The organism is Longitalea arenae, assembly GCF_016924755.1.
In the GTDB taxonomy this organism is placed as follows: domain Bacteria; phylum Bacteroidota; class Bacteroidia; order Chitinophagales; family Chitinophagaceae; genus Niastella; species Niastella arenae.
This window is the reverse complement of sequence record NZ_JAFFJX010000009.1, coordinates 1-24361: the sequence shown is the minus strand read 5'-3', so window position 1 is coordinate 24361 and position 24361 is coordinate 1. Positions and strand designations below refer to the sequence as shown.

At 45.4% G+C, this 24361-nt stretch carries 17 protein-coding genes; 10 read left to right on the top strand and 7 right to left on the bottom strand.

Features of this window, described 5'->3' with window-relative positions; all coding sequences use genetic code 11:
- Window positions 1-12 precede the first annotated feature (12 nt).
- Together JT717_RS17970 and JT717_RS17965 are read left to right on the top strand one after the other, a co-directional pair.
- Window positions 13-705, top strand: coding sequence for an HAD family hydrolase (locus tag JT717_RS17970; RefSeq protein WP_205512108.1), 693 nt, complete (start codon window positions 13-15; stop codon window positions 703-705).
- Between the two features lie 2 nt (window positions 706-707).
- A complete protein-coding gene (locus JT717_RS17965; protein WP_205512106.1) occupies window positions 708-1337 on the top strand; it encodes a chloramphenicol acetyltransferase in 630 nt (209 codons plus the stop codon).
- A gap of 6 nt (window positions 1338-1343) precedes the next feature.
- On the opposite strand, the gene JT717_RS17960 is transcribed toward JT717_RS17965, so the two are convergent.
- Window positions 1344-2015 (bottom strand): TetR/AcrR family transcriptional regulator, encoded by a 672-nt coding sequence (locus JT717_RS17960; RefSeq protein WP_205512104.1) that lies wholly within the window; start codon window positions 2013-2015, stop codon window positions 1344-1346.
- 164 nt (window positions 2016-2179) lie between these two features.
- Here JT717_RS17960 and JT717_RS17955 point away from each other — a divergent pair, with 164 nt between their 5' ends.
- A complete protein-coding gene (locus JT717_RS17955) occupies window positions 2180-2803 on the top strand; it encodes a carbonic anhydrase family protein (RefSeq protein WP_205512102.1) in 624 nt (207 codons plus the stop codon).
- Between the two features lie 201 nt (window positions 2804-3004).
- Entirely contained in the window at window positions 3005-3469 is a 465-nt protein-coding gene (locus JT717_RS17950) for a YbhB/YbcL family Raf kinase inhibitor-like protein (RefSeq protein ID WP_205512100.1), read from the top strand.
- A 159-nt stretch (window positions 3470-3628) separates the two neighbouring features.
- On the opposite strand, the gene JT717_RS17945 is transcribed toward JT717_RS17950, so the two are convergent.
- From JT717_RS17945 to JT717_RS17925, 5 genes are all read right to left on the bottom strand, one after another.
- A complete protein-coding gene (locus JT717_RS17945; protein WP_240348217.1) occupies window positions 3629-5590 on the bottom strand; it encodes a RagB/SusD family nutrient uptake outer membrane protein in 1962 nt (653 codons plus the stop codon).
- Between the two features lie 66 nt (window positions 5591-5656).
- Window positions 5657-8941: a SusC/RagA family TonB-linked outer membrane protein gene (locus tag JT717_RS17940; protein ID WP_205512095.1), complete on the bottom strand. Its 3285-nt coding sequence runs from the start codon at window positions 8939-8941 to the stop codon at window positions 5657-5659.
- A gap of 113 nt (window positions 8942-9054) precedes the next feature.
- Complete coding sequence (locus tag JT717_RS17935; protein WP_205512093.1) at window positions 9055-11025, bottom strand: glycoside hydrolase family 43 protein; 1971 nt, start codon at window positions 11023-11025, stop codon at window positions 9055-9057.
- Between the two features lie 32 nt (window positions 11026-11057).
- A complete protein-coding gene (locus JT717_RS17930) occupies window positions 11058-12563 on the bottom strand; it encodes a family 43 glycosylhydrolase (protein ID WP_205512091.1) in 1506 nt (501 codons plus the stop codon).
- A 29-nt stretch (window positions 12564-12592) separates the two neighbouring features.
- Window positions 12593-14074 (bottom strand): family 43 glycosylhydrolase, encoded by a 1482-nt coding sequence (locus JT717_RS17925; RefSeq protein ID WP_240348215.1) that lies wholly within the window; start codon window positions 14072-14074, stop codon window positions 12593-12595.
- A 139-nt stretch (window positions 14075-14213) separates the two neighbouring features.
- Between JT717_RS17925 and JT717_RS17920 the strand changes: the two genes are divergently transcribed.
- Both JT717_RS17920 and JT717_RS17915 read left to right on the top strand, forming a co-directional pair.
- Window positions 14214-17393 carry a sensor histidine kinase gene (locus tag JT717_RS17920; protein WP_205512086.1) on the top strand — a complete coding sequence of 1060 codons (3180 nt, stop codon included), beginning with the start codon at window positions 14214-14216 and terminating at the stop codon, window positions 17391-17393.
- Between the two features lies 1 nt (window position 17394).
- Window positions 17395-18159 (top strand): response regulator transcription factor, encoded by a 765-nt coding sequence (locus tag JT717_RS17915; RefSeq protein ID WP_205512085.1) that lies wholly within the window; start codon window positions 17395-17397, stop codon window positions 18157-18159.
- Window positions 18160-18174: 15 nt separating this feature from the next.
- On the opposite strand, the gene JT717_RS28850 is transcribed toward JT717_RS17915, so the two are convergent.
- Entirely contained in the window at window positions 18175-19971 is a 1797-nt protein-coding gene (locus tag JT717_RS28850) for a TlpA family protein disulfide reductase (RefSeq protein ID WP_205512083.1), read from the bottom strand.
- A gap of 227 nt (window positions 19972-20198) precedes the next feature.
- Between JT717_RS28850 and JT717_RS17905 the strand changes: the two genes are divergently transcribed.
- The 4 genes from JT717_RS17905 to JT717_RS17890 all read left to right on the top strand — a co-directional run bounded on the left by JT717_RS17905 (window position 20199) and on the right by JT717_RS17890 (window position 23808).
- Window positions 20199-21329, top strand: coding sequence for a sensor histidine kinase (locus JT717_RS17905; protein WP_205512081.1), 1131 nt, complete (start codon window positions 20199-20201; stop codon window positions 21327-21329).
- Window positions 21326-22012, top strand: a complete 687-nt coding sequence (locus JT717_RS17900; protein ID WP_205512079.1) for a LytR/AlgR family response regulator transcription factor — start codon at window positions 21326-21328, stop codon at window positions 22010-22012. Before JT717_RS17905 ends, JT717_RS17900 begins: the two co-directional genes overlap by 4 nt.
- 417 nt (window positions 22013-22429) lie before the next feature.
- Entirely contained in the window at window positions 22430-22795 is a 366-nt protein-coding gene (locus JT717_RS17895) for a nuclear transport factor 2 family protein (protein WP_205512078.1), read from the top strand.
- A 608-nt stretch (window positions 22796-23403) separates the two neighbouring features.
- Window positions 23404-23808, top strand: coding sequence for a VOC family protein (locus JT717_RS17890; protein WP_205512076.1), 405 nt, complete (start codon window positions 23404-23406; stop codon window positions 23806-23808).
- The last annotated feature ends 553 nt before the right edge of the window (window positions 23809-24361 follow it).

The following is a 24361-nucleotide window of genomic DNA, read 5'->3' as shown; positions in this document are numbered from 1 at the left end:
CCCTGTGTAACCATGAGGAACAAAATTAAAACAATTGCTTTTGATGCAGATGATACGCTTTGGGTGAACGAAACTTATTTCCAGGAGGCGGAACGGCAATTTTGCGCCCTGTTGTCAGCGTACTTACCTGCCGAAGCTGCCGCCCGGGAGCTGTTCCATACGGAAATGAAAAACCTGGCGATCTACGGTTACGGCATAAAAGGCGTTATGCTGAGCATGATAGAAACGGCCAGCCGCGTTACGGAAGGCAAAGCCAGTATGCAGCTGATCAATAAAACAATTGAACTGGGCCATGAATTGTTGCAGCGGCCCGTTGAGCTATTGCATGGCGTAGCGGAAACCCTGGAACAATTACAGGGTAATTACCGCCTGGTAATGGCTACCAAAGGTGACCTGTTAGACCAGGAACGGAAAATCAAACAATCCGGTTTACAGGGCTTTTTTCATCATATCGAAATTATGAGCAATAAGAAGGTTGAAAACTATGCGCGGCTCTTAAAATACCTGAATTGCGCCCCCGAAAATTTTCTGATGCTGGGCAATTCCATTAAATCGGATGTTTTGCCGGTACTGGAGCTGGAAGCTTTTGCCGGTCATGTACCTTTTACCACAACCTGGCTGCATGAACAGCATGACGCCAAACCCGAACATCCCAATTTTATTGAATTAGCATCTATCGCTGACATCCTGCAACACCTCGATTAATTATGAGAACACCGGTTGATATAGCCACCTGGATCAGAAAGGATCACTATGAATTCTTCACTCAATTTGAAGAACCATTTTTTGGGATCACCGTTTCCATCGATTGCAGCCATGCTTACCTCTTTGCCAAAAATCACGGGCTGTCGTTCTTCCTGTATTATTTATACCAGGCTTTGAAAGCAGCCAATTCGATAGAGAATTTTCGCTACCGCATCATTGATAAAAAAGTGTACCTCTTCGATCAGGTCAATGCCTCCCCTACCGTTAACCGGCCGGATGGTACCTTTGGTTTCTCTTATATAGATTATAACGAAGATGAAGCGCTGTTCTATGCCGGGGCAAAAGAAGTTATTGAAAAAGTGAAACAGTCAAAAGGCCTGGTGCCGGCGGTATCAGGGGAGAATGTCATTCATTTCTCCGCGCTTCCCTGGATCAATTTCACCTCGGTTTCCCATGCCCGCAGCTTTACATTCCCCGATAGCTGTCCCAAGATCAGCTTCGGCAAAATGACCGAAGAGAACGGTAAAAAGCTAATGCCGGTGAGTGTGCATGTACACCATGCCCTGGCGGATGGGTATCACGCAGGGCTTTTTATTAATGCCTTCCAGGAACTGATGAACAGAAAAGACTGAACCCGCTTACCCCAATACCCTGAAGAGCATATCCTGGATGAACTGGCTGGTAAACTCAGCGTTGTTTTTACTTTTATTGTCTGTTAAGCGCGGCAAATTAATGCTGAAGAACTGCTGCTGATGCGATGCTTCGATCAGCGTAGTGCTTAAGGATTTGGGATATTTGTATTGGGGATTGTATTCTTTAATAACGTCTGAGATCTTGGCGCATAGGTCCTTGTACGGTTTAAACACTTCGTCTTTGTTGATCTCCGCCACTTCCTTGATCAGGTACACCTTACTGCTCTCGGTGATCACCACCTGGTTCAAAGACCGCTTATCATAATCATAGAGGCCTGAACTGGCCGGCAACTCATTGGTAAGTAATTCAACAATGATCTTTAATTTTTCCCTGGGCTGTTTTACGTTTTGCAGCTTGAATACCAACAGGAATTCCATATAACTCCAGTACCAGTTAAGGATATATAACAGGATGCGGTGTTTGCTTTCAAAATACCGGTAAATGGTGGCTTCCGTAGTATTTATTTCTGTCGCCAGCTTCTTGATGGTAAACTGCTCAAATCCTAGTTTATAGATGAGGTCTATAGACTTTTTTACGATCTCTTTGCCAATCGAACTGCTTTCCGGGTCTTTCAAATAGATTTTCCCGTTCACCTTAAAATTTACCAGGAAGTCCATTCATTAAAATTTGAGTAAAGATATTTATTATTTCAACTGCTAAAATTGTTCCTATATTTAACAATAGTATTACTATTATTCGGTAAAGTAATTATATTTTGCGCCCTGAAACGACCAAACGGAAACCGACAACTCCCATTTGTTATTTAAAAACCTAAAGAAGCATGCGAACACAAACCAAAGAAACTCAAATGAGTTTAACACCCGAAAAAGCTTTGACCATATTAAAGGAGGGCAATGAAAGATTTATTCATAATTTAAAAGCGAACAGGAATCTGTTGCAGCAGGTAAACGAAACCTCTGCCGGCCAATTTCCTTTTGCTACGATTTTAAGCTGTATCGATAGCCGCACTTCGGCCGAGCTTATTTTCGACCAGGGCCTGGGTGATATTTTCAGCATCCGTGTTGCAGGCAACATATTAAATGAAGATATACTGGGTAGTATGGAATTCGCTACCAAGCTGGCGGGCACCAAGATCATCGTAGTGCTTGGCCATACCAAATGCGGCGCCATCGTGGGAGCCTGCAACCATGTTGAACTGGGTAACCTCACGACCTTGTTAAGTAAAATTCAACCCGCTATTGACCAGGAAACCACCACCAAGGAAAACCGGTCAGGCTCCAATCCGGCATTTGTGAAAAATGTAACCACGTTGAACGTAAAACTCACCATAGAAAGGATCAGAAAAGAAAGCGCCGTAGTGGCTGAACTGGAAAAAGAAGGCAAGATAAAGATCGTTGGTGCTATGTATGATGTGGAAACAGGCAAAGTGACTTTTGAAGAATAAACAGTCGTTATAACGACACTGATCTGCAACAGAGGCTCCGCCTGGTTCAACCGGATGGAGCCTTTTGCATGCTGCACGGCCAGGCAATTGATGATATTTTGCCATAGAAGTGTGGAACGAAACTGACTAAATGAGCCATCCCTTACAAAGTTTCGATGGCAGGCGAATTGAGGACCTGTAAGCGTATTAAATATATAGATCATGAAAACAACGGCAATTGCGCAGCTTGACATTTCGAGCCCGGTATTTGGGGACGAGGGTGATATTCCGGCCAAATATACCTGCAACGGCGAGGGGATCAATCCACCATTGGAGATCCACAATATTCCGGAGGGCACGCAAACGCTTGCCATCATTGTTGAAGATCCCGATGCACCCAATGGTATCTACGATCACTGGGTTGTATGGAATATACCTCCGGTAACTGCCATTCATGAAAATTCCAACCCGGGTATTTCCGGCGACAACTCAGCCGGCAAAACCGGTTATCACCCGCCTTGTCCGCCAACCGGCACACATCGTTACTTTTTTCATGTATATGCCCTCGACAACCATCTCGATCTCACGCCCGGTGCGCCCAAGGAAGCTTTGCAACAGGCCATGGAAGCGCATATCATTGCCCAGGGCACCATTATGGGTACCTATAAACGGCAGTCAAGGCTGTAGAACTATATTCGATGACCACTTTCGCTAACAGCTGGTTTCTTAAATAAGATCATAGTAAACAACAAAGCCCCTGGCATGAGCCAAAGGCTTTGTTCGTTTCGTCAAGATAACAGGATCGCCTCCGGAAATCCTGCTATCTTTCGTGTACCCGGAGTTCGCTTAATTTGTATTTTCATCAGCAACGGCATCTTCCCAATTGTCCCATTTAGGGGTATTGGGATCATAGCCATCATAGCCAAAATTCTGGCTTAGCTGTCCTTTATTATTGGCGGTAATGGCGGCATAAGGGATCGGCCAGTACATATTCTTTTTATCCATCGTATAGTTAGGGTTACTGTTACCGGTAGCATTGATCTGGATCGGCCCTTTATTATACAGGCTATAATGCACTATGCGCTGATACCAATAGCTTCCCCCTGCAGGGCCGGTGCCGCTTTGTTTGTCGAAATTTTCCAGGGTATAGGTATTTCCCCATTCATCGGGCCTGCCGCTACGGGCAAGGCAAAGCGATACGCGCTTCAATTCTACATTACGCCATTCTTCCCAATAAAGCTCCCGCGCGCGTTCATTCATGATGTCACCGATGGTAACAGCGCCCTGGTAGAGCTGACTGCATCTGGCTCTTTGCCTTACGGCGTTCAGGTCGTCTTTAATCGACCCATCTGCCGGGTTCAGATAATACTTGGCTTCGGCCCGCAGCAGGTAGGCTTCTGCCAAACGGTAGAGATACCAATCTGCAATGCCTCCATTGGTAGCGCCCCGCAGGCCATCAGACCCTGTGATATTGGCTTCATTTACCGGATCATCCAAAAAGAATTTATAATGCGGCACATCGAACCAGCGGCGAATGGTATCACTGCATAATAACGCCCCGTTCGTATTGTATAATGTGAGCGGGTTGCCAAATTCAGAAGAAGCCTTGTTATTGACCCTATAGTCTTCCATGCGGATCCAGTTACCTGTTTGCGAACTGTGACGCAGATCGCCCGCATCCATAACGCCATTGACCGCCCACAGCGAATGCGTGGAAAAATGAGTAGGCCTGAAGGTAGCAATACCACGGCCGAATGCCCGCATATAGTCATACTTCGGGTTATAGTTTGCATTATCGCGTCTTATATTCAGCAAAGCCTGTTTACCATCTTTTGTCTGGATCCTGTTGTCGAAAACAAAAGGATACAAAATGCGCATGGTAAGCATTTGAATAAAGGACTCGGTATTGGCGCCTCTGTTTGGCATACCCATAATAACCTCGCGGTTGGCGGCAATGAGTTTATTCTCCGGACGGTGCAGGTCCCAGATCACATTACGCGTAATTGGCCAGGTTTGCGGTTCGCCACCATCGTTGAATGTTCCGAAACTGTTCTGCATAAGCGAGTAACCTGACTGATTGATGAGGATATCCGTTTGCTCCTTGGCTTTCGCATACTCGCCGATTGCCAGGTAACATTTGGCAAGCAACATGCGGCAGGCGCCCTTGTTTACCATGCCCGTAAGGCTCAGATCTTTTTGATCGGGTACCCATTGCACTGCGAGCTCCATATCCCGGGTGAGCATTTGCAGGATCGCATCGCGTTTGGTACTGCGGTAGTTCTGTTTGGGCACTTCCAGCATCCTGGTTACCAGCGGAACATCGCCAAATTCGAAAATCAGGGCCATATAACGAAAGGCGCGATGAAAATAGGCCCTGCCTTTATACATATTCTTAGTGGCTTCATTCAGGTTTTGCACGCCATCAACGAATTGTATAATGGTGTTGGCATACATGATCGCCTTATAGGTTTCCTCCCACAAATACCAGATGCTGTTCGTTCTTTCAATATTCTGATAACTGGTTTCGCTGGTAGGTGTAAGCATATTGGCTATATCGCAAAGCATGGTACGTTTATCGGTAGCACTGGCAACCATCAGTTCCGAAAAAATGTATTCGGTTCCAAGGGTAAGCATTTCGTTATGATCGGTAGCCCAGTAGGCCTTCAAATGACGGTCGCAGATAGCCAGGGTCGACATCAGCCCTGCTTCGGTGCTGAAGGTAGTGGTAGGCTCATAAAAGGAGAGCGGATCTGGTTTCAGAAAACTTTTGGAGCAGCTGTTTAATGCAATCGAAGCTCCAATAAACAAAGTGAAGCATTTAAATAGATGATGTACTCTTTTATTTCTCTGTTGCATATGTTTCTCGCTGATAGATTAGAAAATTAAATTCAGTCCCAGGTTATATACCCGCGATGCCCAGCTGCCCGTTTCGGGATCACCGTATTTCCAGTCTCTGTTATTCCATACAGAAATATTACGCACGGTGCCATACACTTTCACGCGGTTCAATGTCAGCTTCGAGGTCCATTGCCTGGGCAGGGTATACCCTACTGAAAAGTTGTCGAAGCGGATAAAAGAACGGTCGTATAACTTTTCTGCGCCACCGGCGCCGGTTGGCCCTTTGGCTTCAATACGTCCGTATTTATTGGTTGGATTATCGGGCGTCCAGTATTCTTTTGCAGGAACATTCTGTAAAGCGTAAGCCATGCGCCCGCCCAGATCATCGTTGTTTAAATATTCGTCAGTCAGACTTTTATGCCCCATGTACGAGTAAATGTTGAATGACACATTCAGGTCTTTCCATAATACAAACTCGTTGCGCATCGACCAATGCCAGGGGGCCAGGGTTTGCCCTAAAAATTCTTTGTCTTTGTCGTTGTAGACAGGTGTAACAGTACCATTGGCATTTTTCACATCATCGGCGGTGTAGTTGTTCGCTACTTTCGGATCGCCGGGCACCTGGCCATACAGTTTCGCTTCCTGCACCTCGTGCGCCTGCCAGATGCCGGTGACGCGGTAATTCCAGATAGCGCCGATGGGTTTTCCGATAAACCAGTTATTGGAGATATCGTCCCTTTCCTTTGAACCGATTATATTTCCGTTGGGATCCACAATATCTTCGCGTTCGTAGTAAAGATGTGTTATCGTGTTCTTATTGTAAGACAACCCGAATGTGGTATTCCATTGAAAGTTCGCCTTGCGGATATTGACTGTATTTAAGGTGAGTTCAATCCCTTTATTATCTACCTGCCCCAGGTTGGTGGTAATGGTTGCAAATCCGGTAAAACTGGGCAAACGCTGCTCCATGATCATATCGTGGGTCTGCATCGTGTAATATTCAATTGAGCCCGATATACGATCGTTGAGAAAACCAAAATCAAGTCCAAAATTATAGGAAGTGGTTTTTTCCCATTGCAGGTTGGGATTGGCTAAACGGTCGGCATATAAATACCGGAATAACTGCAACTGACCGGCCGCGTTCAAATAGCCCTGCATTCTGCCGGCCCCTTCTGATAGATTTGAAAGCCCCACATAGGGATCCCTGAGCGAGCGGTTCCCGTTTTTACCATAGGAAACCCGCAGTTTACCGGTGCTCATGATATCGGTCCATGGGAAGAACTTTTCATTGGTGAAGGTCCAGGCCAATGCCAGCGAGGGAAAAGTCGCGTAGGGATTGGATGTACCAAAAGCTGAGTAACCATCCCTGCGGATGGAAGTGGTGATCATATACCGGTTGTCGTAAGAATAGAACAGGCGCGCCAGCAGGGCGTCTGCCGATTGGTGGGCATCGCTGCTTGAATAGGTGCTGTTCTCTTTACTGCCGTTCTTGGTATTATGCAGCCCTAAAGCATCGGAAGGCAAAATATTGCGGGCTTCGATGCGATCGGTCCATGATCTGCGGTCCTCTGCTTCCTGCACAAGGGTAAGCACTACGTGATGATCTTTATGGAAGCGCTGATCCCAGGTAATGGTATTATTCAGCGACCAGTCGAATCGTTTCTCCTGCTCGCGGTTAACACCCCGGGTTTTAGGATCGGAACCGGGCAGTTCTGCCGACATAAAATACCGGTCGTGGAAGAACTGGTAGCGGGGCGAAATATTGAAGGAATAGGTAATATTGAAAGGCAGTTTTACTTTGGCGTTTAAAATGGTATTTAATACAGTAAATCCTTTCTCGAGCTGGAGGTATTTCTTCTGAAAATCGTAATTGTAACCGCGCTGGCTGTATTCAGAGCTCAGCGGGAACTGTACAGGATTACCAGCAGCATCATCATGATCTGCATAGGGACTATTCCGCAATGTCTGGTCCATATCCAGATCAAGGTTGCCGTCGGAGCGGTCCTGAAAATTTATGTTGGCGCCCAGTTCAAACCATTTGGTGACCTTTGCATCCATTTTTAAATTAGAGCGTATGGCGCGGTAGTTATCGCTTTTTACTGCACCCTCATTCTTCAAATAGCCCATGGAGAAATAATAGTTGACCTTATCACCTGCCCCGCTTACACTAACATTAAAATCGGAATTGATACCGGTCCTGAAGGTGTGATCGGCCCAGTCGACGGTTCTTCCATCCAGAAAATTTTGCAATGCATTACCGGTAAAACCCAATCGTTTGGCCCAAATGCTTTCATCGGATTCGTTTGCATTATTCGTGGTATAAGCGCGCCATGCATCCAAAGAAATATGCTCCGGCAGCTGATCGGGGCGCATAAAATAACCGGGCGTATTGGCAAATGTGCCTGTCTGATAGGCTTCATAATTTCCGGTTTGCGGATTAACACCGTATGTATTTTTTGTAAACCAGTCCTGCCGGTGCTGCAAATACGCTTCGGGGCTGAACCTTTCCCGGTATTTACTTACTTCGGTAGCACCCACATTCATCGTTGCCGTAATAACAGGTTTGCCCTGTTTGCCTTTTTTGGTGGCAATAAGGATCACGCCGCTAGCAGCTTTTGATCCATACACAGCCGCAGCCGAAGCATCCTTCAGCACGTCGATCTGTTCGATATCATCCGGATTGATCTCTGACAGTTCGCCATAAAAAAGCATCCCGTCCAATACGATCAAGGGATTGTTGTGCCCGCCTTCGTTGTAAACAGAACGGCGGCCACGGATCTCCATATTTCCGCCGCCCTTGGCAGAAGCGTCAAAACCTACGCGCAAACCGGGTGTACCGCGCAGGATGTCCTGCACCGTTTTGGGATTTTCATTAGCGATCCTGTCGGGACGTACCTGAACAATAGACCCGGTAAGATCTTTCTTCCGCATTGTGCCATACCCTACCACCACCACATCGTCATAACTGGTAGCGGTTGGTTGTAAGATAATGGATACAGGTGCGTCGCCCGTTACCAGATGCTCCAGGCTCATATAGCTCACATGCGATATTCTTAACGTGGCGCCTTTGGCGGCCAATACGCTAAAAGCGCCTGCTGCATCGGTTTTCACACTGATGGCTGTTCCTTTAACGGCAACGGTAACATCGGGTACGCCGTTGCCCAGCGAGTCAGTGATCTTCCCTGATATGGTCTTCTGCTGCGCCTGGGCGGACAGTGAGAAGATCAATAAGAAGATTGGGGTAAAAAGATTAAGTGAGAGCAGTTTCAGGCAGCATAAAAAGGCATTGCTTGGCCTGATCATTTTGAAGTTCTTCTTCATAATGGACAATCGTTTTGGAATTAAAAAAGGCTTGTTGCAACCTGCTGTAAATAAAAAGAACATCCATTGGATGTTCCGTTCATTCTCTTGTCGAATCGTACCAAAATGCAGCATCACTCGCTCAACAGCCGGAAAGTTTGCGGCAGTGCAACCAATTCATCTGCTTTACCTTTGTTTTTTCTGAACTGAAGTTCTACCATGGCAGTTCTTCGGGGGGAAACGGTGCTATCGTCCGCATGCACATGGAAGACATAAAGGATCTTTCCATTGCGATCCGTCAGCACATCGCCATGCCCTGTGCCATTGATGCCAATATTCTTCCGGGAGATAATGGGATAGGTGTTGCTTTTCGTCCAGGGACCGGCCGCACTGCGGGCCGTTGCATAGCCTATGGCATAATCGGGGTTGCGGAAATCATTGGCGGAATAGATCATATAGTACCAGCCTTTTCGGCGAATAATGGTAGGGCCTTCGGCGACTTTCCAGGTCGCATGTTGCGTATCCTCCCAGGGTAATGAGGCATTGATACATTCCTGCACCGTGGCTGTATCGATAGTGGAAAGCGTTTTATCAAGCGCTGCTACAAAAATGCGATTCCCCTGATGCAGCCTTACATGATATAGATAAATTTTCCCTGACGGATCGATGTATAGATACGGATCGATCATTTTTACCGGTGCATCCAATGGCTTTTTTTCCTGCTGGGTAAATGGCCCCAGCGGACCATCGGCGCTGGCTATGGCAATATGCTCATTGGCTGTATAGGCCATGTAAAATTTTCCCTGGTGTTTAAAGACCTGCGGCGCCCAGAATCCTTTGGTGCCATAACTTTCGCCTTTGCGCAATACATACCCTTCCTCTTTCCAGGCGATCTTGTCAACAGAACTATAGGCCTTGAAACCGCTATCGGTATTCCTGGCAACGGTTCCATATAAATAATATTTACCATTATTGAAAAATATAGTAGGATCTGCCAATAACGGATTGGCTGTATTTGCCAGTTGTTGCTTGCCGGTGGTAGGCCCTTCAACAGTTAATACGCCGTTCTTTACTGTCATTTTATCAATGAACACTACCCGCTCATCACCAGTTTTACTGGTACGGCCATGATATACACATAACATGGTTTTTCCATCCGGTGCACAGGTAACGCTGTTATGCCCTGTACCTGTAACAATGCCGCCGCTTGCTGTATTCTTTTGTAAGACGGGGTTATTCGCCGCTTTTGTGAAAGGGCCGAGCGGGCTTTTGGATGTAGCATAGCCTACGGCATAGTTTTGTCCGCCAAAATAGTTGGCTGAATACATCATATAGTAGGTATCGTCTTTTTTGAAGATGTAAGAACCTTCCGTCCAGCGGCGGTTCACTTCTTTTGATGTAACAGAGCGGCTTTCCCAGTCAGCCTGCGGATCGGTCATTTTTACAGGTGGTCGGAGTAATAAGACCGGTTCGCCGATGACACCGCTGAAATCAGGTTTCATTTCCACGCCATAGACCCAGCTTTCTTCAATTTCTTTGAACCAGCCCTTATTGCGGGCCCATGTTGCCACTTCGCTTTCTACCGGATGTTTGTAGCAACATCTTGAATAATATAAATAGGTTCTGCCATCCTCAGCAAAGAGTACATTGGCATCGATGATGGGGTAATCAGGATTGAAGATTGGTTTATTCTGCAGATCAATAAATGGCCCGGTGGGCTGGTCGGCCACCGCTACACCGATCTTAAAATGCTCCAGTTCCCTGTTGGGATTCTCTTTCCATTGGGCGCTGTAGAAGAGGTAATACCTGCCGTTTCTTTCATATGCTTCGGGCGCCCAGTATGAATGTTCCCCCCAGCCGTTCTTGTTATTGCCGTAATACACCTGGCCTTCGCGTTTCCAGTTTACCAGATCGTCCGATGAATACGCAACAAAGCCGTTGTGGGCGCCGGCACCGGTACCGTACATATAATATTTACCGGCGCTTGTGCGCAAAATATAGGGATCGCCAAACTGAACATCCAGTGGATTACTCCAGGCAATCTGCCGGGCATGCAGAGCGCCCAGCAGGAAACTAAAGAAAAAGAATAATAGGATCTTGTGCATGGACCGGCATTTCTTATAAGTATTCAAAATAATCAATTTTTAAACCGGAAGGCCGATACTTCTGCGAGACCTGGCTGTTTTTGGGCATCATGCCCTGAAACGGGAACCAGTTTGAAATATCTGAATTGCCGTTGTACCGGCAGCGTGACATACTGTTTCAAGAGGTCGATATTATTGAGCGGAAACAGGCCCAGGTTCTCCCAACTGGTATTATCATTACTGATCTGTATTTCCAGTTCCTTTATTTTACGGTCGCCTGCTTTTTGTGAGACTATAAATCCATTCACTGTAGCTGCTGCGCCCATGTCTACTGTGATCCAATGATTGGGATAGTCGGTGGGATTGGATGAATACCGGGTGATCCAGTAAGTTGTAAGGGTATCATCGATCAGGCGAATGGCCAGGCGGCTGTTGTTGGTTTCCTCTGAACTGAAGCCGGCTATGGACCATTGGGTTTTTGGATAGATCAGGCGATGTGGTTCCCCGGACGGACGTTTCAACGCCTGGTTGATCGCTACCGGTTCGCCGAAATTGGGTGAACCATCTGCATTCCAGGTAAAGCGCTGGATGCGTGGATTGCGCGCATTCCCATCTCCCCCATTGGGTAAACTGCGTGCATGATAAATGATCCAGTCTTCGTGGCCATCGGGCGATTTAAAGAACCCGTTATGGCCGGGCCCGTAAGCACTGCTTGCTGCCTTCATGGAAAAAACAGGCACCGGTTTTTTCATCCAGTCGGCAGGCTTCATGAGATCGCCGTTTTCTTTTAGCGTAAGCAAACCCAAACAATAACCATCTACCCAATAGCCGCTGCCCGAATAAACAATGAAGACACGGCCCTGCGGATTGACGAGTACCTGGGGGCCTTCATTGATGGCATTTCCTTTCTTCTCCCAATCATAGGTGGGTGTGGCGATCATGACCTTTTCGCTGGAGATGGTCCAGGGATTGCTCATTTTGGCAATGTAAATATTTTGCGGCGGCGCTCCGGCATTGCCTCCTGACCATAACATGTATAACTGACCGTTATGATTGAATACGGTACCGTCGATGGCCCACTGGTTGGTGGCGTCGGCCACTTTTCCTTTGAACTCCCAGTTGCCCTGTACCGGTGTAGGCGAGGAATTTTCTACAACATACATCCGGTGGTTGGCATTTTGCCCATCATCGGCCGCGAAATAAAAGTACCATTTACCATTGATCTGATGCAGTTCGGGCGCCCACACATTTTTTGAATAAGCAGTACCGGCCGGTGGCGTATATACCTCGTACCGGCGCGAAGAAGCGAGCTCAGACAGGTTCTTTGTTTCCAAAATAACCAGTTTGCTGCCCTGCGTATAGGTGTAATAGTAGGTGCCGTTCTTATGCAATACCCAGGGATCGGGACCATTTGTTAAAACGGGGTTGGTAAATGTGCTGTCGGCGATCAGTGCAGACAGGTCTTCTGCGGGTTCATTGGAGGCAGGCAGGCCTGATCTATGGCAGGCGTTTAGCAGCAAGGTGCAAGCCAGCGCATAAGCGATCGTTAGTCGTTTCATATATAAGGTTCCATTTTTTCGCAAGGTGGTCATTGGTTCACCAGTACAAAATTCCTGAAGTACGCGGCCGTACCTTCAGGCCCTTTGGAAACCAGTCCTACCCGCACAGCCCTGTCCCACGGTGGCAAATAAGAGATATCAACAGCCTCGTCATTCAGCACATTAAAGTGTACGCCATCTTCACTGTACGAAAAAGTCAACTGCGTATTGTTCTTTACCTGTGCTTTTAGTGCAATATTTGAAGAACGTTTAATTTCTTGTTGAGCAATAAGCGCTGTCTCCTCTTTTTTAACCTGGATCAACCGGATGCTGTTGCTGTCAACGACCGCATAGACGATATTCTTATCATCTCCTATCAAAGCAAGCCCGGCCTGGGAGCTTGACTGCCTTTGTACATTGATGGCGGCTGAATAATTAGCGGCTAAAACAGACTGGCCAATGTAAGCGCCGGCTGCGGCAGGAAGTGCATTTAATTTCAATGTTCTGTTCGCGACCTTGTATTGTACATTCTTAAAGATGCTCCAATGCCATTTGCCGGAAAGTTGTTGACCGGAAAATTTATCGACGATCTTTCCCGTTTGTACACGTTTACCATAATTGGTACCATTTAGAAACCGCAGCCAACCATCCGGGGTAAATTCGAACTCATTCAACAAGCCCTGTCTTCCGCCGTAGGCACCGGTATTGGTGCTGTAAGCATGGTAAAGAAAATAAAACCTGCCATCCTTTTTTACGGGTGTTCCATGCCCCGGGCATTTCCATTCGGTATTGCCTGCCAGCACCGGGTTGCCGGGGTATTTCTCCCAGGGCCCCAGCAGGTTTTTCGCTCTTGCAATACCGGTTCCATAATTACAGGTTTTTCCGCAGCAGGCAGCCGCCGCATAAAACGCATAGAAGTAATCCTTCTCCTTTATGATTGAAACGCCTTCAACCAGTCCTTTTTCCCAGGGCAGATCTGCCCGGAAAAGTTCCTTCTTCTCTCCTGTCAGAGCTGTTCTGTCTTCCTTCATGGGCGCCGCCCAGATCGGTGTAGGTTTGCCAACACTGTTACCATCTTCCTTCCAGATCATATAGAGTTTTCCATGCTCATCCCGCATGGGGAAAGCATCTATGGAACCCGCTTCCTCGCACATCAGCGGGCCGAGGTCGCTATAAGGCCCTTCGGGTTTGTCTGCTACAGCTGCGGCAATACAAAGGTTCCCTCCCCTTTTATGCGCTGCATAATAAAGGTATACCTTACCATTATCGTAGGTGATCTCGGGCGCCCAGAGGTAATAGTCGGCCCAGGCAGGCATTTTCGTAAACACATGGCCGGCAGCTTTCCAGTTCACAAGGTCAGTGGAGCGGTATAGGGGGAAAGCGGGAAACCAGTTAGACGTAGTGCCTGCCGCCCAGTATTCCCGGCCGATTTTAACGATCGAAGGATCCGGATGGTCACCAGGCAATACCAACTGCTGGGAATGACTGCTGAAAACCAGCAGGGCAAATAGCAATGACAAAAACAATCGCATGATCAAAATAAATAAAACCTGTTTAAATGAATTGTTCAAAATTTTGACGAATCGTACCAAACCGGTGAAAGATACCCACAATTCGTTTTCCGAAGCAGAAATATTACAATACGATTTGTATATATTTGAATGAGGATCTATGCGCGTGTTGTACCACATCATTGTTTCGGTATTATCATTGCTTGCCGTGTCCTCATCCCGGGGTCAGTATTACTTTAAACAATACCAGGTGGATGATGGACTGGTTCACAATGCGGTAACCTCCATAATACAAGACAGCAAGGGGCTGATCTGGATAGGCACCCGCAACGGCCTGAACCGCTTCGACGGCTATACTTTCAAGACCTGCACCTATAAAAAGAACAAATTCGGAAGTATAGGCAATAATATAATAAATACGATTGCGGAAGATAAAAATGGGATGATCTGGGTGGGAACCGGTAAAGGCCTCTTTAAATATGATCCCTATAAAGAACTGTTTTTTGAAATAGAAAGCGCGCCTAAAGAATATACCAACAATCTTATTATAGATAAAAATAACAACCTCTGGTTCCTTGTTAATTTTTCCCTCTGTAGATACCGGCCCGCTGAAAACAAATTCGACCACCTTAAAATACCTGCATCCTGTATTGCTTTGGACGCTGCCATGAACCTTTGGGTGGGCGACAATGATGGAAACATCCGCATGTATGATCTGCAAAATGCCCATGGCGCAAAGGTCAGGATCGTTCCTGAAAGCTTTCCTGCAAACGCCCGCTCTATCAGTAAAATCTATCCAATCAATAGTAAGGAGCTTCTGATAGGCTGTTTTAAACAGGGATTAAAGAGCTACAATACCTCAACCGGTAAGCTCAGCACACTGGCCCTGCGCAGCGACAAAAGCGATATCTACGTGCGCGACATAACGGTAGACAGTGAAGGGCAATACTGGATTGCGACAGAATCGGGCATCTATATTTACGATGCCGTTCGCAAGCGAAGCAGGAACCTGAAAAAACAGGCCGGAGACCCTTATGCGATCGCAGACAATGCCGTGTACACCATTTGCCGCGATAACCGCGGAGGCATGTGGGCCGGTACTTTTTTTGGCGGAATAAACTACTGCTCGAAAGAGAACTCCAGGTTTGAAAAGTATTACCCGAAACCAGGGACCAATTCCATATCCGGGGAGGCGGTGCGCGAAATATGCGCCGATAGCGACAATAATCTATGGATTGGCACCGAAGATGCCGGTATCAATAAACTGGACCTGAGAACCGGTGAGTTTACCAACTATGGGGCCACGGGGAAAAAAGGTTCAATCTCTTACCCTAATATCCATGGCTTGCTGGCATGGAATGACCAGTTATTTATTGGCCCCTTCCTGCAAGGTTTGGAAATAATGGATCTGCGCAGCGGCACCATTACCGACCGGTTCAAACTCATTGGAAATAAGAATGACCTGGAAAGCGATTTTGTAATTACCATCTATCGCACTAAAGACAATCGTTTGTTGGTGGGTACCGCTTATCATGGTTCCGGACTATTTATCTACGACGAAAAAGAGAAAACATTTAAACGCATTCCGGAAATACCTTATAACTCTTATGTGTTTGACATTTTTGAAGATTCAAAAGGGAATATCTGGACAGGCAGTGTGAGCCGCGGCGCTTTTTATTATAATCCCAGAACAGGCCGCCATGGTAATTTCCGGTTTGGTGATACGGTAAACGGACAACACATAAATGATTTTGCCGTATATAATATTTTCGAGGACAGCAATCACTCCTTATGGTTTGCCACTACCGGCGGCGGATTGATACAATTAAGCGCTGACTGGAAAAGCACCCGGCGGTACACGACAGAAAACGGGCTGCCCACCAATGTACTGTATGGGATCCTGGAAGATGATTCCGGGCATTTATGGATCAGCTCACTCAAAGGCCTTATCCGTTTTCATATCGCAAGCTCAGCAATAAAAGTATATACGCAGGCAAACGGACTGATCACCGATCAGTTCAATTACAGTTCTGCCTACAAACACCCTGATGGAAAAATGTTTTTCGGTTCGGTAAAAGGCATGATCGCGTTCGACCCTGCCTCCTTTGATCAGCAGGAACCGAGTGCGCCCACCTATATTACCGGGTTCCAGCTCAATAACAAAGAAGTATTGCCCGACACAGCCAACAGTCCGCTTACAAGATCTATTCTGTATACCGATACGGTCCTGCTCGATCACAACCAGAATAATTTCAGTATTGAGTTTGCTGCGCTAAACTTTTCTTCGCCCGCAGTGACCCGGTATCAATATGTAATGAAGGGGCTCGACAAGTCCTGGACCTATCTCAGCACGAACCGCAAAGCCTATTTTACTGATCTTAGCCATGGCCGTTATGAATTCATTGTTCAGGCCGAAAGCAATATTGGAAGCTGGGTGGGAAAACAACGCAAGCTGGTCATCATCATTAAGCCTCCCTTCTGGAAAAGTACCACGGCCTATATTGTTTACGTTCTGCTATTGCTTACTGCCATCTATGTTACAACGCGTTTTTACCGCTTATACCTCGAAAGAAAAAATCTTCGCAAACTGCAATTATTCGAGCACGAAAAGGAAAAGGAGATCTACCAGGCAAAGATCGAGTTCTTCACCAATATCACCCACGAGATACAAACACCGCTGACGCTTATCGCCGGGCCCATAGAATGGCTGAAGAAAAAATTTTATAAAGAGCCTGAGATCGTTAAAACCCTGACCATAGCCGAAAAGAATACGAAGCGCCTGGTGGCATTGACCAGCCAGCTGCTGGATTTCAGAAAGACCGAAGCAAGCCAGTTCAGCCTGAACTTTGTAAAAACAGATATCGTTGCCCTTATAACGGATATTGTCAACAGCTTTAAAGAACAGGCGGTTTCCCATAATATTAAACTGAATATGGAATTGCCGGTGAACCAATTCATGGCTTTTGTAGACCGGGAAGCATTTATTAAAATAAATACGAACCTGGTATCGAATGCTGTTAAATATGCAGCCAGCAGTGCCATCGTACGTATGGTGACAGCTGACCCTGCAGCGAATGAGTTTACCATCCAATTTATTAACGATGGAAAAGCCATTCCAGAAGAATATAGAAAAACGCTATTTGAACCCTTTGTAAGAGTACGTGGAAACAGTAAACCGGGAACCGGTATTGGCCTCTCGATCGCAAAATCGCTTGCCGAACTGCATAATGGGTCGTTGCAATTTATCTCCGGTGAACATGATTTAATTATTTTTGAGTTGCGGGTGCCTGTACACCAAAAATTTGAATTTCAATTAAGCAGTTGGAAAAAGATCGAGTAATATGGCAGACAGTATCCTGATCATTGATGATAATGAAGACATGCTGGAATTCTTATCCGTTGTTTTAGGCGACACCTATAAACTGCATCTGGCATTGAACGGAGAAATTGCGCAGACCATTTTGGATAATGAAGTGATCAACCTGATCATTTCTGACATCATGATGCCGGGAATTGACGGGTTCGAGTTATGCCGGCTGATTAAATCGAATGTAGAATACTGCCATATTCCCATCATCCTGTTAACTTCAAAAAATACCTATGCCGCACATATAGAAGGGTTGGAAGTGGGTGCAGATGCATACATTCAAAAACCTTTCTCTTCTGAATTATTGCAGGTGCAGATCACCAACCTGCTCAAGAACCGCCGTAAGATAAAAGAACATTTTGCCAGTTCGCCCTTTGATGATGTGGGTGTAATGGCGCATTCAAAAACGGATGAGGCCTTTCTGAAAAAGCTTGATGAGTATATAAGGGCGAACATGAAGGACCCCAATATAGATATCGACATGCTGGCCGAACATATGTATATGAGCCGCACCACATTTTACCGGAAAATCAAATCGCTTTCTTCCTTATCACCGAAAGAATTGATCGATGTAACGAGGCTGAAAAAAGCGGCCAGTTTAATTGCGGAAAATGAATTTTCCCTGTACGAGATCTCTAAAATGGTGGGCTACAGTTCGCAAAGTTTGTTCAGCCGCAATTTTCAGAAGTATTTTAAAATGTCACCGGTTGAATATTTTCAGTCGTTGCCCAGGAAGTAGCATATACACAACCTACTATTGCAGGCCCAGCTCAATTTGTTGTTCCAGGTACTGACCGATATCTTCTCTGGCGCCTGATGATCTATTGATGATCCGGCCGCTTTTATCAATTACGATATGTACTGGTAAAACATCAATATTATAATGTTCGTAGGCACCTGCCGCATTGTTGACGATCGTATAATCGAATTGCCTGTTCCTGAAAAAGGAACGCAGCTTTTCTGTTTTATCTGCAGTAATGGCCAGAAAAACTACCTTGTCATTTGTTCTGAACTTTTCTACCAGCTTATTGAGTCGAGGCATTTCTTTAATGCAGGGGCCGCAGCTTGTTCTCCAAAAGTTCAGTACCACCACTTTGCCCTTCAGGGCTGAAAGCTGCACCTTATTGCCCGCCAGATCGGAGCCGCTGAAACCAGGCGCCAGCGCTTGGTCAACCGTGTCGGGCTTGCTCCTGAGCTTATTTGCAAACTCATTCCAGTTTTTACTTCTTGTGCTGCAATAGGGATAGATAGCCTGCATGCTATCCAGCCATTCCGCTTTTCCGGTTCTATACAATGCGGTATAGTCATCCAGTGCAGCATTCCAGTTGCCCAGCGCCCGGTAGGCTTTGGCCCTTAACTGCAACAGCTGACTGGTGAAATCACTTTCCTGGTTAGTTCCCTTGACCTGGTATAGGCCAGCCGAAGCACATATGATCGATTGCTGGTACTTTTGCTGCAGCAGGTATAACTTTGACAACATTGGTATCAATTGCTGCATATGTGAGTTAGTAGCAGTTAGGCGGAACTCATGATTGATGCTGCCGTCCTGCCATTGATGAAGGGCCCGCAACAGCATCGCTTCAGCTGAGTCCAGGCGCTCGTGGCGATCCATGTAAATAGCGGGCAGAAGACTGAGGCCCAGGTAAGACATCTTTCCCTGCCGGTAAAGCGGTAGTAAGGCGCGCTCAAAATCAGCTACGGTCAGCGTGCGGTCATCGTACAGATACCAGTTTACAACGAGATTTGAAGCTAACGGTGAACCGGGCCATTTTTTATAGATAGCAATCAATTGCCGCTTAACCGTATCTGATATGGGCTTGCTCGAAGCTTTATAGTACGCATAGTCGTAAAGGGAGAATGCAAAGTCCGTTTCTCCGGCTGCCGGATAGCGAAGAAACAGTTCAGAGAGATAAGTTCCTGCCTCGTTCAATTTATTTGTTTTTGCATAACCGATACAGATGGCTGCCAGCAAACCCGCCTCAGATGATCGCTGGCGTTTATGGACTGCTACCAAAGCGGGTAGTAAACTATCGATTATGCGTTGGCATTGCTCCTGTGACAACGCATTAAAATATTTTCCATAAGCCAGGTAATTACCTGGATGATAGCCGATCTCCTTTTCAAATGCTGCTTTTGTTTTCCCAGTATAAAAGCTTTCAAAAAAAGCGCCTGCCACCGGCGTTTTCCGGTCGGGTTCATACACATACCCCCGCTGCATAGCCTTCTCGTCATCTTTGTTAAGCGAATAGAACCGGATAGTAAACGAAGCTGCATCGGCAGGTACCTGGAATGAAGCATGCAATACAGAATCGCCCGACAATCTGCGGGTATACCATTGATTGCCGCCATGCCGGTTGAAAACGGTGATCTTTACATAAAGTGGTACAGACCCACTTAATGCAGCTTTGGGATCATTGAGCCGGTAAGTGATCATCAGGCTGTCTCCGGCACAGGGATATTGGGGTTGTATGGATGCAGGCTGGGCAGGTGCGTTCCAGCTGAAGAGCAGTAAAAGCAGTGTGCTTATAGCAAAAGGCAATTGTATTTTCACAAGTACTAATTTCGATCAAAATAAAAACGGTTACGGGAAGAAGAAAAAAAAGCATGACGAATTAACAATTGCTTGTGTTGAACTGGCTGATCCGGAAACCCGGAATAGTAAAGTCATCCTGTATTTGCTGGTAGTTACCCGGAATCGCAGATTCGTCATCGTTTTGATGGAGTTGGTCATGGGAAAAAGCAGTTTATTGGAAAAAATTAGAACTTTAGGTACTTTTTATGAATACAATAGCCGCAAAAAGACAAGGTACCGGTCGCCATTTTTCCCAATGGCTCGGCCGCAGCTGGGAACTTTCGTTTACTGATAAATGGTACCGCATTGCGCTGCATACAGGTTTCTGGCTATTTCTATTGTTCTTTTGGCTAAGGGAAAGTGTAATTGTGCAAATTACGCTCAATGATCCCTTTACAGTCACCTTCTCAGGCATTGTTCTTTCGCTTTACCTCTTTTATCCGTTGGTGTACGTGCTTGTGCCATTGCTTCAAAAAAGAAAATGGATAACCGTGGTATGCCTGTTCATAGTATACTATATAGCAGCTGTTACTCTCCGTTCCTATCACATTGTTCGTAATGTAAGCGGACCAAATTTATGGGTGGAAGGGCAGGATTTCTGGACATTTATGTACAAGCACCATCTGCGCCCGATTAAGCTGTTACAAGGCTTTTTCAGCAGTATTACAGGGCTTATAACAATCATTTATATCCCGTTAACCGTGAAATTTCTCCGCTATGCTTATCAAAAGAACGCCCGGCAAAACCAGCTTGAAAGAGAAAAAACCCAACTTGAGCTGAATTTCTTAAAAGCACAGATCAATCCCCATCTCCTGTTCAATACGCTCAACAACCTGCAATCGTTCATAATACATGAGGAGAAAGAAAGATCGGTTGGTCTATTGACCGGCCTGGCGAACCTGCTTCGTTTGTCGCTCTATGAATATAGAGATGAGTATGTTACCCTTTTGCAGGAGATCAAACTATTGCGCAGTTATATTGCCGTGGAAGCTGTGCGGCATGACGAATATTCACAGATTGAATTGGATATAGCGGAAACCGGCTTATCTTACCCGCTGCCAGCCTTATTATTCATGCCACTGGTTGAGAATGCGTTTAAATACAGCTATACGCTGGAAAGATCTTCTGTACGCATCCGCCTGTGGACTGTTAACGACCAATTGCAACTCGAAATATTCAATACCTGTTCAACCCAGAGAAATACATCCGGAGGAATTGGCCTGGCGAATGTCAAAAAACGCCTGGATTATTATTTCCCAGGCCGCTATAATTTTATCTGTACCGACAGGGGCGATAATTATACTGTGAACCTAATCATTTATCCCGCTAAAAAATGAAATGTATCATTGTTGATGATGAACCGCAGGCCAGAAAATTGTTGAATACGTACCTGGACGCGATCCCCGGCTGCACGGTGGTGAAAGTATGCAGAAATGCGGTGGAGGCTTATGAAGTTTTACAAACAGCATCCATCGACGTCCTTTTCCTGGATATCAAAATGCCCATTGTAATAGGCACCGATTTTTTACGTTCGCTAAAGGATCCACCGCTCGTCGTATTTACAACAGCGTATGATAAATATGCGCTGGAGGGATATGAATTAAATGTGATTGATTACCTGCTTAAACCAATTGCCCTTCCAAGGCTGTTGCAGGCCGTTGAAAAGATCAAAAGCAGGTTGAGCGAACAAAAAGCCGCTGCCCCTCTCGACGATCATATTTTTATCAGACAGGATCAAAAACTGCTGAAATTATCATTTAAAGAGATGCTGTATGTAGAAGGGCTGCAAAACTATGTTCGGCTACACCTGTTACAACAAAGCATCATTGCCGGATATACGATGAAGGTGTTTGAGGAAATGTTGCCAGAACAACTATTCATGCGAATTCACCGGTCTTATATCGTGTACCTGCCTGCCATCAAAGCCATCAAGGGCAATAGGGTAGAATTAGCGGTGATCGATCTTCCCATTGGTCTTAGTTATAAAGAGCGGTTGCTGAATGCGATCAGGAAGATTTAGTATTGGGCGCGTGGAGACAACAGTGGTGTCTCACTCAAACTGAGTGAGACACAAGAAAGAGAAATGAGGTCAAAGCAAAATGAAATCAAAGACTTTGTTTCTAAATACATAGGGGATGATACAACAATCTTTAGCTATCCTTTTATGGAGCGCATCCCTGGCTATCCGGTTTTCTGAGAGTGTTCTAAATAATAATACTGGTACTTGTGTCTTCTTCTACGGTTCATCGTCTGATTAACCCAATGCCTCTCGCAGTCGTTCGTCCAGATGGCAGACAAAACTTATCAAAATTTATAAAATTGTTGTCACGTTTTTATTCGCTCGTTGGTTTTTCTCTCATAACAACCGGCTAAGAGCTAAATTGATAAGAAAGCAAAAGCCAATTACACATTCATCTAATCAACAAAAACGAACATTATGACAAGCAAAGTGGAAAAAGCCATCACAGACTTTGTAAAAGGTGGCGATAACAGTGATGTAGCATTATTAGAGAAAGTGCTGCATAAGGACTTCAGGGTAACAAACAATGGCTTTATGGGAAGGCCTGGTGTCACCATCATTGATAAGGAAAAATACATACAAAATATACGGGACGGAATTTTCGGCGGTCTGCCAAGAAAAATGGTGATTGAACATATAGATGAAAGTGGTACTGTTGCTTTGGTCAAACTGCGCCTCGAAAGTTCAGAGAACTACTTTGTTTCCTACAATTCGCTCGTACTCGATACGGATAACGAATGGCGGCTCATTAATAACCTGGCAGTGGTAGAAAGCAAAAAATAATGGAGGGTCAGATGGTATAAGTACCAGTCATTTTAGCGCTTTATTAAAGAACGGTAATCAATTAGTACTTTGAGGAACTGAATGTTTTTCGTTATCCTTAATGTTTTTTGCCTAAAAGAAAGACTTGAAGTAACTTGTCACCTATGGTAGCATTTTTCCAAAAAATAGCTGATATACTAACGAATCGAATATCGTAGATGCTTTCAGGCAGCGTAGCAATGAGTATATACATCCTGCCAAGAGCGACACGGGATTTTGATTTTATAATTCATCTTGAACCATCTTACTGCTATTGAACAGTGGGAACGGGCTTATATCACAAAATGGATCAATAACCCAAATTTGAAAACATTTGATTTAATAAAATCATGAACGATACACCACAACATATAAAGGAGTTACAATTGAAAATATGGCTTTCAAAGTCCCCGGCGGAAAGGCTCAAACAATTTATGGAAGATAATTCCTCCTTATTCCAGTTTTGGAAGGTCGCTCAAAAGCCCTATCAAAAAACAACCGATTCAAATGCCGACAAAAAGTCAACTGATTCATCACTACCGGCAGCTTAACGAAAAAATCGCTTCGTTGAATTAACATTATCAATAATTATGAAACTCGAACACGTTGCTATTTGGACAGATAATTTAGAAACACTGAAAACATTCTATCAGCACTATTTTGGAGGAATACCTAACGGGAAATATACGAATGAGAAAAAAGGGTTTGAGAGCTATTTTCTTACATTTCAATCAGGAGCAAGGCTGGAATTAATGTCGATGAAAGGAGTTCCTGCGAATCAGAATGACACGGTACAGGCACAGCATAAAGGAATTATCCATCTGGCATTTGGTGTTGAGTCGATGCAAGAAGTGAATCAAAAGGCTGAAGAATTACGGGCTGATGGATATACAATCCTAAGTGGTCCAAGAAAAACCGGTGATGGATATTATGAGTTTGAAACGCTTGATCCTGATAAGAACCGGTTAGAAGTTACAGCCGTCTATTCTGATTAAGCGGCGTATAACGGGCTGTTTTCAGCATCCGTTAGTGCACTCTACCGAGGGAACGATTGTGATCCATTCGGATTGTTCGTTGCTCAATAATACAGGACATTGGTTTGTTACCGACGGTACAGGTACTTATTGGAATTTGGAAGGAGAAGGAAGCCTTATCATGGAGTTTCCGAAAAATTCCCCGGGAATTGAGGCCATGTCGGGATATACTTGGCGCAGGTAATTTAAAATACAATACATTTTGCACTGACACAAAAATGTATGTTACCTAATTGTCTGTCTTGTATCCAGGATGCTTATAAACCATAATCTTCCGGTTTCGTCGGTTGGCTAAGCACATTTGGCCGTACAGCATAAAAGAAATAAAACAATGCCACTAAATAGAAGGATACTTGCCAAGCGTATGAATTGTAATAAGGTAACAACGGGTCAAGTCAAATTTTTGGGGGATGAGGTAGTTAAGCATAGATTTTCTGGAGTCTGAATAGGAAGAAATTAATGTCCCGAACTCCCCGTGCAGAAGATCTAAAGGCTTTAATTTTTGCATTGAAGG